This window comes from Neobacillus drentensis (assembly GCF_036966985.1).
GTDB lineage: Bacteria > Bacillota > Bacilli > Bacillales > Cytobacillaceae > Neobacillus > Neobacillus drentensis_E.
This window is the reverse complement of record NZ_JBALSN010000002.1, coordinates 1-19,966: the sequence shown is the minus strand read 5'-3', so window position 1 is coordinate 19,966 and position 19,966 is coordinate 1. Positions and strand designations below refer to the sequence as shown.

Here is a 19,966-nt window from a genome sequence, read left to right as displayed (position 1 = left end):
GGCGCTACCTTTGCAGCGTTGATCGTTCTATCAGTTATGAATCTTCCAATTGCGATTGTTGGTTTGCTCATCTCAGTCGAGCCTCTTATTGACATGGGACGGACAGCTTTAAACGTTAGCGGAGCAATGACATCCGGTATATTAACCAGTAAAGTAACAGGTGAATTTGAAAACGAAGTCTATAAACAACCAGACATTGTAGAAGCATAAAAAACGGGAAACAAGGTTTTAGGGCTTTTTCGCATAGCGGAAGAGCCCTTTTTTGTGGCATAAATATGGGCTGGTCTTCAATTTGTTTTTAATTTAAAATACTTGAATTCGAGATAAAATTAAAGTACACTGTAATCATAGGTGATTGGAATCGAATGAATGGTATGTATGATAACCTTACTAAAAATAAAGAAAAATTTATTATATAACTGATGGACGAAAGGATGAGGAGAAAATGGATCAATTTCATCAAGCTCCAAATATATATGTCGGAGAGGTCAATATTAAGGTGAAAAATCTCGATTATTCACTTACCTTTTATCAAAGTATCATGGGCTTTAAAGTATTGGAAAAATCAGAGCGTAAAGCGGTCTTAACGACCGATGGAAAAAAGGCATTATTAACAATAGAGCAGCCGAAGGATGTTGTGGCGAAATCAGGTCGTACGTCAGGCTTGTATCACTTTGCCATCTTACTTCCATCACGAGCAGATTTATCGGTTTTTTTACGGCACATGGTCCAAACTGGATATCCGCTCGGTGCAGCAGATCACTATGTAAGTGAGGCGTTATACCTTAATGACCCAGACGGCAACGGGATTGAAGTGTACCGGGACCGCCCTTCTTCAGAATGGAAATGGAAAAACGGCTTAGTTGAAATGGCAACTGAAGAGCTTGATGGAAATGGGATTATTGCGGAAAGTGATGGGGAATGGAAATGTTTACCAGTAGGTACGCTTATGGGGCATATTCACCTGCATGTCAGCAATTTGCCAAAAGCTGAAGAGTTCTACACAAAGGGACTTGGTTTTGAAGTAGTTAGTTACTATCCACAAGCGGCATTCCTATCGACAGGCAGATATCATCATCATATTGCCATCAATACTTGGCAGGGAGCAGGGGCTGCCAACCCACCGAAAAACAGTGTAGGATTAAATTGGTACTCACTTGTTTTCCCTGACACGGCAGCAAGAGAGAAAGCATTGAACCAACTAACACAAATAGGTGCACAAATTACGAAGGAAGCAGATTACTTTGTAACCGAAGACCCTTCTGGAAATCAAATTCGGTTAATTTTATAAAACAGAATAGGGTGTCAGGCACCACCCGTGGACATTTGTCCACGAGCGGTGCCTGACACCCATTTTTACACCATTTTTGTTACTGTTTTTCCTCTGCATCTTTTGCTCTTTTTACACCTTTGCTGACATACGGTTTGGCGCTTTTGGCTTTTTTGACTCCTGCCTGCCATCGAGTCCAGCCCTTTTTGCCGGTTCCTCGACCGGTCCCGCCTTTCCCCTTTGTACTACTCATTTAACCACTCCATTACTCATTTACGTACATCCAACCGTCGTTGGCTAGATTAACAAGTTTAACACAGTTCACCCTAGATTTCCCCTTGAAATATTCGTGTGCTAATGAGTGAAAAATCCCAAGGCATATTTAATTCCTTCTTCAATATCGTTTGTTTCATATCCTGCTAAGTCCTCATGGGTCACTTCCAGTTTAGTTCTTGCTAAGGAATAACCGCTGTCTAGTTCGATATCAAGGAGCACTTCATACCCTAAGGCGGTTTGGGTTATATCAATAATGTCATATTCGCGAATCGCTGTCCCTGTTTCGTATTCTAATGGTTCTAATTCTGACATGAGAAACAACACCTCCAAATGAATTGGTTCATAACTATTATCATTTCCAAAGTTACGGATGAAACATCGGAAATAGATGTTATTCTTTTTAGCAATTTCAGCCTATTAAAGGATTTCCTCTATGTTAAAAGGATTTACTAAGAAGATGGCGAATTAGAATGAGTGGTTTATTTTTCCATACGGAGGTAATAGCATGGATTTGGATACATTATATATAATCGATCAAAAAGATAGTTTGGGGTTGGAGTTCAGTAAATTGGTGTCGATGATGAATTATACAAGGTACACCACGATTGAAGCTGTAAAGGGACTAACAGTGGAAGAGTTAGACTTCCTTTTTGATGAGGAGGCAAATTCAATAGGAATGCTGCTGGCTCATTTGGCTGCGGTCGAAAAGACGTATCAAGTTATAACGTTTGAGAACCGGGACCTAAATGAGAAAGAGTTAAGCATTTTACTTCCAGCCCTAGATTTAGGAAGTCTTGGGCGAGAAACGATTAAGGACAATACAATTGATTATTACTTGGAGCAAATGGCTGAAGCACGGAATACAACCATCGAAATGTTTAAAACGATTCCTGATGAATGGTTATATGAACAAACGCCGTTTTGGCACGATCGCCATGCGAATAATTTCTTTAAATGGTTCCATGTGTTTGAAGATGAACTGAGTCATAGAGGTCAGATTCGTCTGATCAAAAAAATGCTCAATAAACGTAAAGGTTGAAAAAGCCATGGATAATTGATTAAAAGGCTGTGATTTCTGATGTGTTTAATACTTTTTGCTTATCATGTCCATCCAATCTACAAGCTGATTGTGGCAGCAAACCGAGATGAATTCCTCGGGCGACCCACCGAACCGGTCCATTACTGGGAAGACCGGCCTGACATCCTTGCTGGCAGGGATTTAGAAAAAATGGGTACCTGGATGGGGGTTACAACAAGGGGACGGTTTGCGGCGTTGACTAATTATCGCGATCCAAAGGAAGTAACGGAAGGAAAGCGCTCACGGGGCGAATTGGTTACCGATGCCTTAAAACACGAAGGAAATATAGAGGAATATATGAAAGATCTTGGAGAACGTAAAGATCTGTACCCAGGCTATAACTTATTGGCCGGTGATTGTAATGAACTATTTTATTACTCAAATAAAGGGCAAGAACTGCAAAAGATTGTACCTGGGATTTATGGTGTCAGCAACCACTTACTAAACACTGAGTGGCCAAAGGTTCAAAAAGGTAAGGCTGGTATGTCCAAAATGATCAACGGGGACCAGGATGGGCTGGTAGAACACCTTCTCGGCATCCTTCATGATACGGACCAAGCTCCGGACGAACTTCTTCCAAACACAGGCGTTTCATTAGAATGGGAAAGAAGGCTTTCACCGCTGTTTATAAAAAGTGAGAATTACGGGACCAGGAGTTCCACCATCATGTTAATGTCGGACAAAGAAATTCACTACGTGGAACGAGTCTTCTCTATAAAAGGTATAAGTGAACAGAAATATAAGATTGAATTATAAAATTTTGTGAATCTAAAAATGAAGGGTCAAGGAAAGTTTTCTCTCCTTGACCCTTCATTTTTATTTTCATAAAAGTGGTGGTAACTACCAACTAAAAACACAGGAGGAATCTATAGAAATTATAACAACTCTGGTTTATGATTAGGGTGATTTTATGAAAACGATTACGAGTAATAGAAGGAAGAGACTTGCTGTTATGGAGACTGTGAAATCATGCGGAAACAACTAGGTTTGAATAGGACGATCGAAGTTATTAAATATATAACCACAAAACTTAAAATTCATTCGTATGGCAGCTTTCGCACTAAGTTAATGCTGTTTTTCATCGTAGTGGCACTGATTCCTCTTCTTTTATTCGGTTATCTCTCTTATCAAAAATCATCCACGATTGTAAATAAACAATTTAATGATTATGAAAACTTTGCTGTTTCACAGCTTGAAACACAATTAGAAAATACTATTAATCAGATGTTTGTCGTTTCAAACGATATTCATCAATATTTATCCGACCCTACATTAATAGTCATTAAAGAGGAGATTCCAAGGACATATGAAGGATTCATTGAGAAAAAGAATTTTGAGAGATTCCTTGAAGCCCATAAAACTTTTAATACGAAAGGAATCTACTTAATTACAAATTCCGGATATTATTATGGGGGAAATCATCTTAATTCTCAAAAACTGTTTCAAATGCCCTTTTGGAAGGAAGCAAGCAAAATAAAACAAGGGGATCGCTGGATTGGATTTTATAAAGCTAATCATTATGATAGCAGTAAAGCCCCTGAACAAATGATAGGGCTTGTATTGCCGATCCAGAGCCAATATGGAATTTTAAAGGGAAGCAAGCTGCTGATAGAGACGGATGCCGAGGAGCTTTTTTCATATATTACGTATCTTGAAAGAGATGTCCACGCCTTTATAACCATTTATAATGAAAAGAATAAGGTCCTTTACCGAACAAAGGCAAATAGAGAGAGACTTTCCAGTGACGTTGTCAGGATGAAAAATATTAATGCCTTTGGCTGGAAAATTGAAGTCCGAGTCCCTGAAAAACTATTTTACCAATCTTCGGATGTTATCTTTAACTATACTATGCTGGGTATTTTCTTTTTAATTATCCTGGCTATCATACTAGCGATGGTCTTTTCTGCACCGCTTGCAAAACGAATCAGAAAGTTGAAGGAATCAATGGAACTAGTAAGTGTTGGTGAGCTGCAGACTCAGATTCCTGTAAAAGAAAATGATGAAATTGGGAAATTAACGATCAGCTTTAATCTGATGGTCCAGCAAATTAAGGAATTAATTGATGAAATCGGAGAGACGGAACGGTTAAAAAGGAAAGCAGAGTTAAGGGCTTTTCATTATCAAATCAATCCCCATTTGTTGTTTAATACGCTAAACTCCATTCAGTGGAAGGCGAGGCTTAGTAATGCCAAGGAAGTTCAGCAAATGATTTACCATCTTACCGAAGTTCTTCATGAAAATCTCAATTTTGCTGATGAATTGATTCCATTGAAAAAAGAGCTGGATACAATCAGACACTATTTGAAAGTGCAGGAAATCCGTTTTGGACATATGTTTGAGTACCTAGAAAAGGTCAATCCGGAATGCCTTGAATATTTGATTCCTAGGTTGTCCTTGCAGCCATTATTTGAAAATATTTTTTTCCATGCCTTTGAAGATGGACAGGGAAAAATTGAATTAACCATTGCAGACCATTCAGACTTCTTAGAGCTTGTCTTGAGTGATAACGGAAAAGGAATGAGTGAACAAACAGCACTAAACTTACTTAATGACCTTTCCACAAAGGACAAAGTACGAGGAATAGGCGTGTTTAATGTCGATCAGCGGCTTAAGCTTCATTTTGGAAGTGAATATGGGCTGATAATAGAATCAAGTCCAAAGGCTGGAACAACAATTAAAATGCGCTGGCCAAAAAGGAGGGTGTCCACGTGATCAAAGTCATAGTAGTTGATGATGAATATATCGTCCGAAAAGGGTTAATGGCCACGGTAAATTGGAAGAAATTCAATATGGAAGTGGTAGCGGATGCATCTAACGGTCAAAAGGGCTGGGAAATGTTCCTTGAACACTCTCCCGAGGTTGTCATTACTGATATTGTCATGCCAGAACAGAACGGCATTGAACTGGCCCGAAAAATTAAACAAGCCGCACCGGCCACGAAGATCCTGCTATTAAGCTGCCATCGGGATTTTGAATATGCCCAGGAAGGCATTAAGGTGGGTGCTTCTGGTTATATTTTAAAAACAGCTTTCCAAGATGATGAATTTGAAGAATACCTTAAACAATTCACTGATGAAATCCAAAAATCAGAAGAGAAAGAACAAGACACTAATGGACCGGAAGTCTTAACATATGAAATTGATGAAAAATGGCCGGGACCAATTCAAAAAGCGGTTCTGCTGATTACGAAGGACCTTTCAGAATCCTACTCATCGGTTGATGTTGCCAATGAAGTCGGCCTTAGTAGAAGTCATTTTAGCACACTTTTTAGTAAGTCCGTCGGGGAAAGCTTCCAAACATTTACGGAAAAGATAAAACTAAATACTGCCTGTGAATTGCTTGAAACCACTTCTCTTACGTTACAGGAAATAGGGGAAAAGGTTGGGGTGTATGACGGTAAATATTTTAGTAAATGGTTTAAAAAATGTACGGGACAGACACCATCTGATTATCGTCAAACAAAAAGGAGAATCGATTCGGACAAATTTACCCCTTTACGTTAAATATAACAGAAAATAAAAACATTATTACTAACAAGTTAAGATGAATTTCAGTGTGAGACCGCTTTCATTAGAAGTACAATGAAGGCGGTTAATTTTTTATCTATAAAGGGGGAAATTCAGAATGAGGAAAATCAGCTTTCTAGCCATGATTTTATTAGTAGTTAGCATCTTCTCCTTGGCCGCTTGTTCGAACAGTAGTTCAGAGGAAAAAGCCTCTGGTGGAACTGGGGATGAGAAGGATGGAAAAGGAAATATTATTCTTCGCTTTGCTACTTGGGACTCCGGTGAGGCATTAAAGATTCAGCAGGATATTGCTAAAAAGTTTGAAGAAAAGAATCCTGGAGTAAAGGTTCAAGTGGAAGCTTACGGTGATGGTTTTGACCAGAAGCTAGCCGCATCCTTTGGAGCAAAAAATCCGCCAGATATGATGTATATGTGGAATTTCCCTGCATATTACGAATCACTTGAGCCGCTTGATGATTATATCGAAGGTGATGCCGAAATGGATATGGATGATTTTTATCAAGGGTTATTTAATTATTCCAGCATGAACGGAAAAATTTATGGTATGCCCGCTGGCTTTACAACACGGGTTGTGTATTATAACAAAGATTTATTTGATGCAGCTAACGTCCCGTATCCAAAGGATGGCTGGACTTGGGATGACTTCCAACAAATTGCAAAGAAATTATCTGACCCGAGCAAAAAGCAATATGGTGTTGGAATCGTGCCAGAGCCAGACACGTATGATCTCCAAGGGTTGGTTTGGAGCAATGGCGGCAGCTTCATCAGTAAAGACGGGAAAGAAGTTAAGGGCTATATGAACAGTCCTGAAACAATTGAATCAATTCATATTTTAAGTGACCTTCTTAAGGATAAAAGCGCTGTTCTTGTTGGCGGGAAAAACCAACAAAGCGGTGATGATATTTTCAAAGCAGGAAAGATCGCAATGTGGGAAAGCGGTATTTGGCCTTTAGAAGGATTTAAAGAAGCTAAGATTAATTTTGGAACGGTTGAAGTCCCATCATTTGGCGACAAGCCAGCAAAAGGGGTTATTGCTTCTTCTGCAGTATCAGTAGCGAAGGATTCTAAGCATAAGGATCTTGCTTACAAATTTGTGAAGTTTTATTCCTCACCTGAAGCAATTAAAATGCGTACGGCGGATTTACCCGTTCGAATCAGCGTGGTAAAGGAATTGAATATGGAGCAGGATCCATTAGTTAGCCCTTTCTATAAAATGCTTGAACGATCTGATGATACACCAGCATTTCTTTTAAATAAAAATTGGAATGAAATCAACCGTAACCTGTCTGCAGCTGTGAATGCAGTTATGCTTGGACAGGATGCTGAGAAACTACTAAATAAAGCCGCAAAGGACTCTGAGAAATATATGAAGTAGTAAGACTAAATAAGTGGGGTGTTCATGATGAAATCTTTACCTGCCTCTCCAACACCCTATGTGGAAATAAACAAGAAAAAGAAAATAAAGTGGGACAAGATTGTCCCACTTCTTTTTATCTCCCCATGGGTCATTGGATTTCTTGCTTTTACGCTCGGACCATTAGTATATTCTCTTTTTATCAGCTTCTATGATTGGCCGGTTGTCGGTGAGGCGACCTTTATCGGTCTAGATAACTATAAGACCATGTTTACGGATGATCCGCTTTTTTGGAAGTCATTAGGGGTGACGGTTAAATTTGCGGCACTATTTGTTCCTTTAAATATTATTGTAGCCCTAGTTTTAGCCATTTTATTGAATCAAAATGTTAAAGGTCACTCCTTTTTCCGAACCTTTTTCTACCTGCCGTCCGTCATTTCGGGCGTTGCACTTGCGATGATCTGGGCTTGGGTATTCAATGGTGAATACGGTATTCTTAATTACTTTCTTTCCTTGGTTGATATAACAGGTCCTAACTGGCTTAATGAGACGGGCTGGGCACTTGTAGCGATGGTCATTGCCAGCCTTTGGGGTCAAGGTACGATGATGTTAATTTTCCTGGCAGGTTTAAAAGGTATTTCAGGAGAACTTTATGAAGCTGCATCTATCGATGGAGCTAATAAAATAACTCAGTTCTTCAAAATCACCTTGCCGCTCTTAACACCAACCATACTATTTAATGTTATCACAACGATAATAGCAGCTTTCCAGCAATTGACGTTAGCTCTGTTATTAACTGGCGGCGGACCGCTCAATTCAACCTATTTTTACGCAATGTATGTTTACGAAAATGCCTTTAAATATTTTAAAATGGGATACTCTTCCGCAAATGCATGGTTTATGTTTTTGATAGTTTTAGGATTAACAATGCTAGTATTTAAATCCTCGTCGGCCTGGGTTTACTACGAAGGAGAAGTTAAAAAGAAGAAATAGGATTGAAGCCAATTTATCAATACGAGGGGTTTTATTATGAAAATAAAAAGAAGGGTTGAAAAAACCTTTATATACGTTCTTTTATTCTTTTTCTCGCTGTTATTCCTGGCGCCATTATTTTGGATGGTAACCACATCATTAAAATCACCTGAAGAGCTTTATCTGTTCCCGCCAAAGTGGATTCCCTCCAGTCTTCACTTTGAAAATTTTAAGGAAGCCTGGATATCCCAGCCCTTCACGCAATTTCTAACAAATTCACTCACGGTGACCATCTTGGCAACTCTGGGTCAAATAGTTTCGTCTTCACTGGTTGCCTATGGGTTTGCAAGATTTACTTTCAAAGGACGGGATTTCTTATTTATGGTTCTTCTAGCCACAATGATGATTCCGTGGGAAGTAACGATGATTCCTTTATATATGGAATTTAACTTCCTTGGCTGGATCAACACGCTAAAACCCTTGATTGTTCCAGCCTGGTTCGGTGCTCCATTTTATATCTTTTTGATGCGCCAGTTTATTATGGGCATCCCCAAAGAACTGGATGAAGCAGCGAGGATAGATGGTGCAAACTCGTTCCAAATTTTTTATAAAATTTATCTTCCGCTGATGAAGCCAGTTTTAATCTTAGTGGGAGTGTTCAGCATGTTGAACTGCTGGAATGATTACCTAGGGCCACTCGTGTTTCTAAATGACCAGAGTAAATATACTTTGACACTTGGACTTGCACAGTTCAAAGGAATGTTTGGTGTAGATATGGAGGGAATCATGGCGATAACCTTCCTAATCAGCATCCCGCCGCTCATTCTTTTCTTCGCTGCACAGCGTTACATTGTCGAGGATGTTTCTAAGTCAGGGGTAAAGGGGTAATGAGTTGAGTTTTTTGAAGTGAAAACAAGGGCTAATTAGAAGGGGGTTATCCCTTCTGATTGGTTAGTTTTATAAATGGAATATGACTATCCTTTAACTTTTAGGTAAATGAAAGGTTGAAACACTCTATGATACAGTCGTTACGATTTCTTACATTGCCGTCTGGTGTGAAACGTTTTTTAGCCACAGAATCTCTGTACGGGCTGAGCATTGGAATGTTTACCTTAATTTTGAATCTGCATTTAATTGAAATGGGTATGACAGAAAAGCAAATAGGACTCATCACCTCAATGGGTATTTTAGTAATGGGAATCCTTGCAATACCTGTGAGCATCTTGGCTAAAAAAACAGGCCGGAAAAAGCTGCTGGTTACAGGGATTACAAGTATTGCCATTGGATGCAGCATTTTTGCTTTTGCAGAAGGCTTTGCATTCTTTTTTTGTGCTCAATTTGTGGTTTCCATGGGTCTAACGCTTGTGGAAACAACGGAAATACAGTTGTTGTTTCATTATAGCCGGTCAAAAAGGGAAGAAACCCAGGCTTATAGCTTTTTATTCGCAGTGTTTACTGCTTTTATGGGAGCGGGAACGCTAATTGGCGGCTTTTTGCCACATTGGATTGAGCTTTCAGAGAGAGGCTACCAAAATACATTGTTAGCCACATCCATATTGTTTCTATTATTAGCCTTTACAAGGGGAAGTTTGCTGCCAACGGAGCAACGAAGGAAAACAGTTGCACGGGAAGACCAAGATCAGAGGATAGAAGGTCCTGAACCGAAAACTTTCGTTGAAACTAAAAGTAAGCTTACGAGAGATGTAAAGCAAAAGTTATTATTTTTTGCTGTTTTCGCCCTGATTACTGGTGGTGCAGTTTCCTGTCTACAGCCTTACTTAAATTTATTTATTAAGTTTCGTTTTGATTTCTCGAATGAGTCTGTTTCGATGCTGCTGGCTCTAAATGGTCTGGCGCTGTTTATCGGTTCTGTTTTTTCACCAGCACTGATCGACCGTTTCGGGGTGAAAAAGACATTTCTTTATATTTACATGGTGAATATCATTCTTTGCCTTCTGTTATTTTTAAACATCAATTCTTATATCTTTTCCACGCTTTTATTAGTAAGAGGCGGGGTATTTACGATGCTGACTAATCTGGCTGACAGTTTATCCATGTCATCTTTTAAGGATGAGGAAAGGGATTTGTATGCAGGAATGAGAGCCGTATTTCGAAGCGTTGGTTCAGCATTAGCCGCATTTCTTGTCGGGATTATCTTAGCTGGAAAAAACTATACCCTTCCATTTATTTTAGCGGGTCTGCTTCTCCTTCTCGGCTATGCATATTTTACTTATTTAATCAGACCGAAATTCTTCGAAACGGATCAAGAGTTCCTGGTAAATACGAATGATCGGATAACAAATGAATGTTGAAAGTGAGTGGATCTAATGTTTGATATAAAAAAAATCCCCTTCAGCCGATATGGTTCTTTTATAACCATTTCACCAAATCATCACGAGGACGGGGATAGTCCGCTTTACCTCCGTAATATCCGAAATGGAGACAATGAGTTTGGAGAGGTGTTCCGGATTGATATTACGTTTGAGGGAAGCTCTCTTCCTTATAACGCGGTACTACTTCCGAGTATGCTCCGGCTCGAAAGCACGGCAGGGTTTGCAGCATTTTGTATAACAGAATCCCGTGTTTTACAAATTAGAAGTCATGGAGTTGGCGTAAGACTGACAGGTATTACTGGTGCTTATGATTATGCAGTTGCGGTGGAAGAGGATCGTTGGGAAGTTAACCATTCCCGTCAGGAAATGCGATACATGGTTACTTCGATAAAGGGACGCCTCGTTGTGGACGCACCTTTCATAGAGCAGCGTTGTGAAAAAATTATTGTCGATTTTCTTCCGAATTCGGACATGGGGGAAATGGAAGGTGTAATTGAGGAATTTACGACCATTTACACGAACCGCTCTTATTCTGCTTTTACAAAAGGGCATAAAAAAGTTGCAAAGGAATATGAGTCATGGTTAGAAAATACCCTTGAGATTCCGGATAAGTATGCAAAAGGAAAAGAGAAAGCCTCCTATATTACTTGGTCCTGTGTTGTTCCGTCTGAAGGAATGCTTACTAGGCATGCGATGTATATGTCGAAGAACTGGATGACAAACATATGGAGTTGGGATCACTGCTTTAATGCCCTTGCATTAGCAAAAAATAACCCCGAGCTCGCCTGGGATCAGTTTATGATCTTTTTTGATTTGCAGGATGAATCAGGAATGCTGCCGGACTTTGTCAATAATAGGTCTGCGTTATGGAATTTTACCAAACCGCCCATCCATGGCTGGACTCTAAGGCGCATGTGGGAACAAAACAATTTTGTTACAGAGGAAAAGCTTCGGGAAGTCTATCATCCGCTAGAGAAATGGACGAAGTGGTGGCTGACGTTCCAAGATAGCGACCAAGACGGAATTCCGCAATATAATCATGGAAATGACAGTGGTTGGGATAACAGCACAATTTTTCACAAGGGAACACCAGTTGAAAGTCCCGACCTTTCTTCTTTCCTAGTAATTCAAATGGAGGTTCTGTCGGAGATTGCTTGTAAGCTGGGAAAATATGATGAGGCTAGACAATGGATGGATGAATCTCAAGCGTTGTTAAGTAGAATGATTGACCATTTTTGGACGGGGCATAACTTTGTAGCAAAACGGTCAGGAACACATGAAGTCATCGAATCTAACAGTCTGGTCTTATATATCCCTCTGATTCTCGGAGATAGGCTTCCGCCTGAAATCTTAAATAGGCTGGTAGAAGATATAACGTCCAAGGGGTTTTTAACAGAATATGGACTAGCAACCGAGATGCCAGACAGTACGTTCTACAGAACAGATGGATATTGGCGAGGGCCAATCTGGGCACCAACCACTATGCTGCTCGCGGATGGGTTGCTTTCATCCGGCAGAAAGGAGGCAGCTCTCGACGTGGCAGAGAAATTCTGTGCGATGGCAACAAAATCAGATATGGCGGAAAACTTTGATGCACTAACTGGGACTGGACTTCGTGATCCAGCATTTACTTGGACATCGAGCGTATTCCTTATCCTTGGACAAATTCTCGTTGCAGAGAGCCGACGCGTTGAAGATAAGTAAGGCTGGCTGCTAAATATTTAAACATTTTACGTTACCTCCGAATTGGAATAAAAACTCAAACGATTGAGGGGTTAAATGATGAAAAAATTAAAAAGATGGGAAAACATCTATACAGATGGTATAAACCGCTTGAGTGCTCGTGCTCACTTTAACAGCTATCCTTCTCTTGGTGCGGCTGAAACGGATGATTCGGTCAATAGCCACTACTATCAAAAACTTAATGGAATTTGGAAATTTACTTTTCTAGAAGCCCCTGAATATTGGCCCGATGGCTTTTATGACGAGGATTTAGATACAAAAGATTGGAATGAAATTGCTGTGCCCGGCAACTGGCAAATGCAAGGATACGGGAAGATGCATTATTCTGATCTGTGGTACAATTTCCCGATTATTCCACCGCGTGTCCCTACAGAAAACCCAACAGGTATTTATCGACGAGAATTTGAGTTTAATCGGAATATAGAAGGAGAACAATTAATCCTTCGATTTAATGGTGTTGATTCTGCCTTCGAATTTTATATTAATGGAGAATTTGCAGGCTATAGTAAAGGTGCTCGGATCCAATCAGAATTTGATATTACGAAATTGTGCAGACAGGGTACAAACAGTTTGACTGTCCGCGTGTTTCAGTGGTCAGATGGGACGTATTTAGAAGACCAAGATATGTGGTGGCTAAGCGGAATTTTTCGTGACGTTGAACTATATACTCGACCAGTAACAGGACTATATGACTTTACCGTTACCACGGAGTTTGATAAGGAGTGGAAGGACGCTGCCCTTACCGTTTCAGTTTCGCTGACACAACAACGCAACCAAAATATTATTTATCAATTAATGGATCCAGATGGCAAGCAAGTTTTTATCGAGGAAAAAAGAGCTGACGAACCTTTTAGCATGGATATAGTGTCCCCCTTGAAATGGAGTGCGGAGCAGCCTAATTTATACCACCTCTATATGACTGTAAAGGAAGATGGAAATATTATTGAAGTCATTCATCAGCATGTAGGATTTCGTTCTATTGTCATGGCGGATGATACATTCCTTGTAAATGGCGTGGCAATTAAGTTCAAGGGTGTGAATCGTCATGACTATAACCCGAGAACAGGGAGGGTTGTTACTCGAGAAGAAATAGAGCGGGATATTAAGACAATGAAGCAAAATAATATTAATGCTATTCGTACGGCTCATTATCCGAATGCGCATTATTTTTACGATCTTTGCGATCAATACGGGATGTATGTGATTGATGAGGCGGATTTAGAATGTCATGGTTTTGAATTGACAGGGAAGTATGATTGGATCAGTAATGATCCAGCATGGGAAACTGCGTATGTTTCAAGGCTGGAACGGATGATTGAACGTGATAAAAACCACCCGTGTATTATCATGTGGTCGCTGGGAAATGAATCTGCTTTTGGTCATAATTTCCGAGCCATGGCTAAGCGTGCAAAGGAAATGGACCCGACTCGACTTGTTCATTATGAAGGAGATTCTGAAGCGGAGGTGACAGATGTATACAGCACGATGTATACATGGCTAGAACATAAGGAAAGACGGACGATGGATCAGGTGATTGAAAGGTCAAAAAAACCTCATATTCTCTGTGAATATGCCCATGCCATGGGAAATGGACCTGGAAATTTAAAAGAATATCAGGACTTATTTTATAAGTATGATAAACTACAAGGCGGATTTGTTTGGGAGTGGTTTGATCATGGGATTGAAACGGTGGCAGAGGATGGTACGGTTTACTATCAGTACGGCGGTGATTTTGGTGATGACCCAACGAATGGAAACTTCTGTATCGATGGGTTAATCATGCCAGACGGTACACCGTCTCCAAGTCTTAATGAGTATAAAAAGGTGATTGAGCCAGTTCAAACAGAATGTATGGATAGCGAGAAGGGAATTTTCCGTCTTATTAATCGATATGATTTCTTATCATTAGACCATTTGGATTTAACATGTTCGTTATTTGAGGATGATCGAATGGTTGAATCGTTTGAAGTAGAGTTTCCAAAGTTATCTGGACGGGAAACAGCAGAGATTCAGCTGACAGTTGGGCAGGACATAGAGAAAGTAAGCGGAGCTAATTATTATTTGGTATTTTCATATAAACTTAATCAGGATACATCCTGGGGTGTGAAAGGTCATGAATTAGCGAATGCCTCCTTTGTGCTCCCTGGCAGGTCGAAATTACCCAAAGCACATGGTGATGGAGAGCTCCAGGTTAAAAAAGATGGGGCGTTATTAAAGGTTAGCGGCACTGATTTTACCGTCACTTTCGATGGTGTCAAAGGAACATTAATACAAGTAACCCGAAATGGAAAAATCCAGATCGAAAAGGGTCCGCAGTTCAACTTCTGGCGTGCTCCAATTGACAATGATATGTACTTACTTAACGATTACCGAACAAAATATTTCATGCATCTTGGGCATCAACTGGTTGAAAAGGTCAGCTATGAGCTGAAAGACGGTGTTTTTAAATGGCAAACAGATGCGTTGTATGGGACAACTAACAGTTCTTGGTACTACCAACTTAAATATCAATACAGTATCTATCCAGACGGTGATATTCTTTGCAGTATTGATGGAATTGCTTCCGGAATGAGGCAAAATGCCCCAGCCATGGTGCCACGCCTTGGTCTGCACCTGCAGCTAAATAATGAGTTTGTTCATACGCAATGGCGCGGGAGAGGCCCGGGAGAGAGTTATCCAGATTCAAAACAAGCGAATCATCTCGGTGTGTATAGTAAGAAAGTGGATGAGCTGTTTACAAATTATGTGAAACCGCAAGAGAATGGCAATCGTTCCGACTGTGATTGGGTCAGCTTTACTGATGATGATGCGAACGGACTTATATTTATTGCGAGTGAAACCTTTAACTTTAGCGCATCACACTATGAAGTTAGCGATCTTGAAAAAGCCAAGCATACCGTCGATTTAAAGCCGAGGGACTATGTAGTCTTAAATATTGACTACAAACAAAACGGTCTTGGCAGCAATTCGTGCGGACAGGATCAACTAGAAAAATATCGTTGTAAGTTCGAAGACTTTACCCTAACATTCCGGATATCTTCCTTCAATGCTGAAAAAACCACCGCAGTAGAGCTTGGAAGAGAACGGTGTTGATGGTGTCAGTGTTTCTTTAGTTGTTATCTTGGTGTCAGGCACCGCTCGTGGACAAATGTCCATGAGCGGTGCCTGACACCCTCTTTTAACCCTCGAGTTTTAAGAGCTAATATAGTCGCCGCCATTGACGTGTAGTGTTTGTCCGGTTACGTATTGGGAATCTTGGCTGGCAAGATAGACGTAGGTTGGTGCGAGTTCAAAGGGCTGTCCTGCTCGCTTCATTGGTGTGTCTGTTCCAAAGGTTGATACTTGCTCTGCTGAGAAAGAAGAAGGGATAAGCGGGGTCCAGATAGGTCCTGGTGCCACAGCATTTACGCGAATACCCTGTTCAACAATATTGTGAGAAAGCGAGCGTGTAAAAGAAACGATCGCGCCCTTAGTTGATGAGTAATCTATTAAAGTCTTTTCCCCGCGATAAGCTGTTATTGAGGCCGTATTAATAATGGAACTGCCTGCCTTTAAATGGGGCAACGCAGCTTGGGACATAAAGAAATAGGAAAAGATGTTGGTTGCAAAAGTATTGATCAACTGCGCTTCAGAGATATCTGTCAGATTATCCTGTGGAAATTGTACTGCAGCATTATTTACAAGAATATCTACCTTTCCGTATGCTTTGATGGTTTGTTCAAGGACCTTATTGCAATTGTCCTTATAACGCAGGTCAGTTGGGATAGCCAAGCATTTCCTTCCAATCTGTTCAATTCGCCCCTTGGTTTCTTCTGCATCTTGCTGTTCGTAAAGGTAGGCGATTACAACATCTGCACCTTCTTTTGCAAAAGCTACTGCAACTGCACGACCAATACCACTATCACCACCAGTAACAATTGCGACTTTATCCTGCAGCTTGTGACTCCCTAAATAGGACAGGTTCTCGTATATGGGTCTGGGATTCATTAAATATTCCAAACCTGGCTGCTGATTCTGATGCTGAGAGGGGAAGGCAATAGGTTTCTCTTCGCATTTTGTTTCCTTACTATAGTAGGGGTACAATGGGTAGTTATTCATAAAGTTCCTCCATAACATAGGCATAAAACTAAAACAGTATATGCATAGGCACCTTGTAAAGTTAATTTCTAGGGCAAAGAAAAAAACTAATCAAACGTTTGATTAGATTGTCCAATAGATCAAACAAAATAAAGCACCCTCTCATAAGGTGCTTTGTTTCCATCATGAGAATTCCTTACCGACCAACTCTTCTGACCAAAGGTTATGATCGAATTCTTTTTCTTCTCCATAAGCAAGTGTAATCACTGCTGTTTTTGAATAATCCTTTAATAATTCTTGTAACTCTTTATCTTTATCAACCATAAAGTCAACCACAGGAAAAGCTTTTAATAATCGAGTTAATGATTCAGGAGAAGCAGCTGTTTCATTTGTCGGGAAGGTATGACTAGGAATTACATATTTAACATTCAATAATTTTTTAACAGCATAAGCGGCTTCTTTTGGCCCCATTGTAAAATGGCCCGATGAGGAGAGGATCGCAATGTCTGGAACATATACATCCTGAATTAATTTCATATCTGACATTAATGCCGTATCACCTGAGTGGTAAACGGTATAATCATCCTTAAAGTCAAAAATATAACCAGCTGACTCGCCAGCATAAACAGGAGATCCTTGGGTTTCACCATAGGAAGAGGTATGTTTTGCCTGAACCATCGTTGCAGTTAACTCCTCAAAGGAAACCGAACCTCCTAGATTAATAGGAAGCACATTCTTCATTCCTTGCTGCAGAAGAATTAAGGCCAATTCATATTGTGCAACAATCATAATATCAGGCTTATGTTCAATCAACTTGCTGAGACCACTGGTATGATCAAAATGGCCGTGGGTTAGAAATACACAATCAATGGATTGGTAGAAATCAGCCGTGTTTAATTGTGGTGGAAAGCCAGGATTTAAATCGAAGAAGGGGTCAATTAAATACTTTTTTCCTAACTTACTTTCTAAAACATACATGGCATGCCCAAGCCGTAATATTTTCAGCATAAACACCCCCTAAACTTTTAAATAATGCACCTTAATCCATCTTATTTTTTCATATGGGTAATAAGAACTTGGTATTGGAATATTCTCATGAGATGAATGCTTGTCTGTTTTGTTCATCGATAACGTTTCTGTAATGCCAAATAAGATCTTCAAATATCTGATCCCATCTCTGTGTTAATGCGTAATCCCTTCCGGCGCTTGCCATTTGTTCACGTAGTCCGTCATTACACAAAATCTTAATAATCGCGTCACTAAATTCCTGCACATTACCAGGTCTACATAAATACCCCGTAACTCCGGATTTAATGATATTCTTAACACCCCCAGCCTTCGCACCTATAACAGGTGTTCCACTGGCAAGGGACTCTAGAACAACATTTCCAAAGGTTTCCGTGGGTGAGGGGAAAACGAATAGATCAGATGCTGAATAGACTTCGGCCAAACTTTTTCCATTTAAGAATCCTGTAAAGGTCATATTTACTGCGGCCTGTGCTTCCAATTCCTTTCGTAATGGACCGTCCCCGACTATTAACCAATGTAACTTTTCATTTAATTCAGCTGGGATTGAATTAGCGATGGTCATTAGTGTCCTTATATCCTTTTCCGGTGCTAATCTGCCTACATATGTTAGCAGATATCTTTCTTTTATAGAGTAAAGGTTATGAACTGCACTTTTATCATAATGAGGGTGATAAAGTTGGCAATCTACGCCCCGTGGCCAAATTTCCAAATTTGAAAATCCATGGTGCTTTAATTGTAGGTGGGTTTCAAGTGAGGGAACGAAGAGTTTTCTACAGGTTTGATGAAACCAGTGCATGTAATTCCAATGGATCTTCGAAAGAAAATGAAGGTGATAATAGTGTAAATAATCTTCAAAATTGGTGTGATACGAACCGACAAGCGGTATGTTTAATTTCTTTGCAAAATAAACACCACAAAGGCCGATATTAAATGGGGTTGCAACATGAATCAAATCGGGAGAGAAAGATTTTAATTCCGACTTAATATGAGGAAGGTTTGGAAAAGCTAAGCGACATTCAGGATATAAGAAAAAGGAGCGGCTTTTAAAAAGATGGACATTAGTTGAATGATATTCATCGGAATAAGAGTCAGGCGCAAAGATCTTAAAGGCAATGCCCCGATCCTCCAAAAAATTAGTTAATCGTTTAAGTGTCCTAGCCACCCCGTTGATATCTGGATGAAAGGTATCTGTGAAAATGGCAATTTTCATAATATCCCTCCTGATCGTAATCCTCATAACCACAATAAACAGAAGCAAAGGCTCCCCGTAAGTGAACCGAGTATCCCCCCAGCAATTACATCGGAAGGATAGTGAAGGCCTAAGTAAATTCTAGATATGCCTACACAAAGCCCTAATGGGATCAAGATAAAGGACAGGTAAGGTATGAATAATACATATGGAATGATAACGGAAAAAATTGCAGTGGTATGTCCCGATGGAAAAGAATGATCCTGTAATGGATTTTCCGGAAACTTTGTTTTTTCTATTATTAAATAGGGCCTTTTTCGCGGGAACAGCAACTTTACAAAATGTACAGGTATGTGACTTGCGGCTAAAGCAAGTGCACTGGCAATGGCAATCAATCTAGTCTCCCTTGGCGAAAACATGATGAGAAGTACAGTTGCGCCAATCGTAAATCTTGCACCACCAAGATGTGTCACGATGCGGAAAAAAAGATTTAATAGCCTTTTATCAAAATGACGATTAACCTGCTGAAACAATCGGCATTCGAGGCCATAAAACAATTGTAACATTCTCATAAATGCCTATTCCCCTTTATTAATTATTCATATACAACCGAACATTCGGTTGTATATTATTTAAATCACTATTAAACACCTTTACTTTTTGGTTGGGAGGTTTTCTTCTCTCGATATTTTGTTGGATAAGATTGCTGGTGCTGTCTGGAATCATCCTTGTTTTTCGAAATAGTGTATCGTATTCCATGATTCCCTTTCTTATACTTGTTACCCTGTAACCTAGTTCAGCTAAACATGTACATTTAACAGGTCCTTTAAATCTTGCACCAGATACGAAAATCTCCATCCAATCCCTCCCATTACTTTGGTTTACTTAATTGTATATGGGAATGATAAGATTTTTTCTTAATTTAATGTTAAATGAGTGTAAATATTTTGTAATTATCGGAAAACTTTCTACTTTTAAATAATTTCTCAGATAAAAAATGTTTTATATGGAAATTACAGGAGGTATTCTCATTTCTTTTTTAATATAATTCCTTCAAAAATAAAATGGATGTTTTAAATAGATATTTCATTAGAATCAGCATTGTAAGCGTTATCATA

At 39.7% G+C, this 19,966-nt stretch carries 19 protein-coding genes; 12 read left to right on the top strand and 7 right to left on the bottom strand.

The features are described from left to right. Both V7659_RS00195 and V7659_RS00190 read left to right on the top strand, forming a co-directional pair. A partial coding sequence (locus V7659_RS00195) for a cation:dicarboxylate symporter family transporter (RefSeq protein WP_335537389.1) occupies positions 1-210 on the top strand: 210 nt, incomplete at its 5' end. A gap of 235 nt (positions 211-445) precedes the next feature. Continuing rightward, positions 446-1,291 carry a VOC family protein gene (locus V7659_RS00190; protein WP_335537388.1) on the top strand — a complete coding sequence of 282 codons (846 nt, stop codon included), beginning with the start codon at positions 446-448 and terminating at the stop codon, positions 1,289-1,291. A gap of 79 nt (positions 1,292-1,370) precedes the next feature. Here V7659_RS00190 and V7659_RS00185 read toward each other — a convergent pair whose 3' ends face one another. Together V7659_RS00185 and V7659_RS00180 are read right to left on the bottom strand one after the other, a co-directional pair. Next, a complete protein-coding gene (locus V7659_RS00185) occupies positions 1,371-1,523 on the bottom strand; it encodes a DUF3934 family protein (protein ID WP_335537387.1) in 153 nt (50 codons plus the stop codon). A gap of 101 nt (positions 1,524-1,624) precedes the next feature. Beyond that, positions 1,625-1,858: a hypothetical protein gene (locus V7659_RS00180; protein WP_283877281.1), complete on the bottom strand. Its 234-nt coding sequence runs from the start codon at positions 1,856-1,858 to the stop codon at positions 1,625-1,627. A gap of 193 nt (positions 1,859-2,051) precedes the next feature. Here V7659_RS00180 and V7659_RS00175 point away from each other — a divergent pair, with 193 nt between their 5' ends. The 10 genes from V7659_RS00175 to ebgA all read left to right on the top strand — a co-directional run bounded on the left by V7659_RS00175 (position 2,052) and on the right by ebgA (position 15,646). Then, the gene (locus V7659_RS00175; RefSeq protein WP_335537386.1) at positions 2,052-2,585 is read left to right on the top strand and encodes a DinB family protein; all 534 of its coding nucleotides are present in this window, start codon (positions 2,052-2,054) and stop codon (positions 2,583-2,585) included. 39 nt (positions 2,586-2,624) lie between these two features. Next, on the top strand, positions 2,625-3,380 hold the full coding sequence (locus tag V7659_RS00170) for an NRDE family protein (protein WP_335537385.1): 756 nt from the start codon (positions 2,625-2,627) through the stop codon (positions 3,378-3,380). A gap of 213 nt (positions 3,381-3,593) precedes the next feature. Further along, complete coding sequence (locus tag V7659_RS00165; RefSeq protein ID WP_335537384.1) at positions 3,594-5,336, top strand: sensor histidine kinase; 1,743 nt, start codon at positions 3,594-3,596, stop codon at positions 5,334-5,336. After that, positions 5,333-6,127: a response regulator transcription factor gene (locus V7659_RS00160; RefSeq protein ID WP_420491358.1), complete on the top strand. Its 795-nt coding sequence runs from the start codon at positions 5,333-5,335 to the stop codon at positions 6,125-6,127. The genes V7659_RS00165 and V7659_RS00160 overlap by 4 nt, the downstream gene beginning before the upstream one ends. Positions 6,128-6,248: 121 nt before the next feature. Beyond that, positions 6,249-7,526 (top strand): ABC transporter substrate-binding protein, encoded by a 1,278-nt coding sequence (locus V7659_RS00155; RefSeq protein ID WP_335537383.1) that lies wholly within the window; start codon positions 6,249-6,251, stop codon positions 7,524-7,526. A 24-nt stretch (positions 7,527-7,550) separates the two neighbouring features. After that, a complete protein-coding gene (locus tag V7659_RS00150) occupies positions 7,551-8,498 on the top strand; it encodes a carbohydrate ABC transporter permease (protein ID WP_420491359.1) in 948 nt (315 codons plus the stop codon). Positions 8,499-8,534: 36 nt separating this feature from the next. Beyond that, positions 8,535-9,365: a carbohydrate ABC transporter permease gene (locus V7659_RS00145; protein ID WP_335537382.1), complete on the top strand. Its 831-nt coding sequence runs from the start codon at positions 8,535-8,537 to the stop codon at positions 9,363-9,365. 128 nt (positions 9,366-9,493) lie between these two features. After that, a complete protein-coding gene (locus V7659_RS00140) occupies positions 9,494-10,789 on the top strand; it encodes an MFS transporter (RefSeq protein WP_335537381.1) in 1,296 nt (431 codons plus the stop codon). A 15-nt stretch (positions 10,790-10,804) separates the two neighbouring features. Then, positions 10,805-12,514: an amylo-alpha-1,6-glucosidase gene (locus tag V7659_RS00135; protein WP_335537380.1), complete on the top strand. Its 1,710-nt coding sequence runs from the start codon at positions 10,805-10,807 to the stop codon at positions 12,512-12,514. A gap of 75 nt (positions 12,515-12,589) precedes the next feature. Next, the gene (gene ebgA, locus V7659_RS00130; protein ID WP_335537379.1) at positions 12,590-15,646 is read left to right on the top strand and encodes a beta-galactosidase subunit alpha; all 3,057 of its coding nucleotides are present in this window, start codon (positions 12,590-12,592) and stop codon (positions 15,644-15,646) included. A 99-nt stretch (positions 15,647-15,745) separates the two neighbouring features. Here the strand turns inward: ebgA and V7659_RS00125 are convergent, their stop codons facing one another. From V7659_RS00125 to V7659_RS00105, 5 genes are all read right to left on the bottom strand, one after another. Continuing rightward, the gene (locus V7659_RS00125; RefSeq protein WP_335537378.1) at positions 15,746-16,651 is read right to left on the bottom strand and encodes an SDR family oxidoreductase; all 906 of its coding nucleotides are present in this window, start codon (positions 16,649-16,651) and stop codon (positions 15,746-15,748) included. Positions 16,652-16,813: 162 nt separating this feature from the next. Next, entirely contained in the window at positions 16,814-17,638 is an 825-nt protein-coding gene (locus tag V7659_RS00120; RefSeq protein ID WP_335537377.1) for a metal-dependent hydrolase, read from the bottom strand. A gap of 85 nt (positions 17,639-17,723) precedes the next feature. Beyond that, positions 17,724-18,869 carry a glycosyltransferase family 4 protein gene (locus tag V7659_RS00115; protein WP_335537376.1) on the bottom strand — a complete coding sequence of 382 codons (1,146 nt, stop codon included), beginning with the start codon at positions 18,867-18,869 and terminating at the stop codon, positions 17,724-17,726. Between the two features lie 23 nt (positions 18,870-18,892). Continuing rightward, on the bottom strand, positions 18,893-19,414 hold the full coding sequence (locus V7659_RS00110; RefSeq protein WP_420491360.1) for a phosphatase PAP2 family protein: 522 nt from the start codon (positions 19,412-19,414) through the stop codon (positions 18,893-18,895). A gap of 25 nt (positions 19,415-19,439) precedes the next feature. Next, complete coding sequence (locus V7659_RS00105) at positions 19,440-19,706, bottom strand: hypothetical protein (RefSeq protein WP_335537374.1); 267 nt, start codon at positions 19,704-19,706, stop codon at positions 19,440-19,442. Positions 19,707-19,966: the final 260 nt, after the last annotated feature.

Coding starts and splice junctions, on each gene's coding strand:
- V7659_RS00180 (WP_283877281.1), bottom strand. CDS start 1,858: ATGTCAGAATTAGAACCATTAGAATACGAAACAGGGACAGCGATTCGC.
- V7659_RS00150 (WP_420491359.1), top strand. CDS start 7,551: ATGATGAAATCTTTACCTGCCTCTCCAACACCCTATGTGGAAATAAAC.
- V7659_RS00105 (WP_335537374.1), bottom strand. CDS start 19,706: ATGGAGATTTTCGTATCTGGTGCAAGATTTAAAGGACCTGTTAAATGT.
- V7659_RS00110 (WP_420491360.1), bottom strand. CDS start 19,414: ATGTTACAATTGTTTTATGGCCTCGAATGCCGATTGTTTCAGCAGGTT.
- V7659_RS00190 (WP_335537388.1), top strand. CDS start 446: ATGGATCAATTTCATCAAGCTCCAAATATATATGTCGGAGAGGTCAAT.
- V7659_RS00120 (WP_335537377.1), bottom strand. CDS start 17,638: ATGCTGAAAATATTACGGCTTGGGCATGCCATGTATGTTTTAGAAAGT.
- V7659_RS00115 (WP_335537376.1), bottom strand. CDS start 18,869: ATGAAAATTGCCATTTTCACAGATACCTTTCATCCAGATATCAACGGG.
- V7659_RS00165 (WP_335537384.1), top strand. CDS start 3,594: ATGCGGAAACAACTAGGTTTGAATAGGACGATCGAAGTTATTAAATAT.
- V7659_RS00135 (WP_335537380.1), top strand. CDS start 10,805: ATGTTTGATATAAAAAAAATCCCCTTCAGCCGATATGGTTCTTTTATA.
- V7659_RS00125 (WP_335537378.1), bottom strand. CDS start 16,651: ATGAATAACTACCCATTGTACCCCTACTATAGTAAGGAAACAAAATGC.
- V7659_RS00170 (WP_335537385.1), top strand. CDS start 2,625: ATGTGTTTAATACTTTTTGCTTATCATGTCCATCCAATCTACAAGCTG.
- V7659_RS00155 (WP_335537383.1), top strand. CDS start 6,249: ATGAGGAAAATCAGCTTTCTAGCCATGATTTTATTAGTAGTTAGCATC.
- V7659_RS00185 (WP_335537387.1), bottom strand. CDS start 1,523: ATGAGTAGTACAAAGGGGAAAGGCGGGACCGGTCGAGGAACCGGCAAA.
- V7659_RS00145 (WP_335537382.1), top strand. CDS start 8,535: ATGAAAATAAAAAGAAGGGTTGAAAAAACCTTTATATACGTTCTTTTA.
- V7659_RS00175 (WP_335537386.1), top strand. CDS start 2,052: ATGGATTTGGATACATTATATATAATCGATCAAAAAGATAGTTTGGGG.
- V7659_RS00140 (WP_335537381.1), top strand. CDS start 9,494: ATGATACAGTCGTTACGATTTCTTACATTGCCGTCTGGTGTGAAACGT.
- ebgA (WP_335537379.1), top strand. CDS start 12,590: ATGATGAAAAAATTAAAAAGATGGGAAAACATCTATACAGATGGTATA.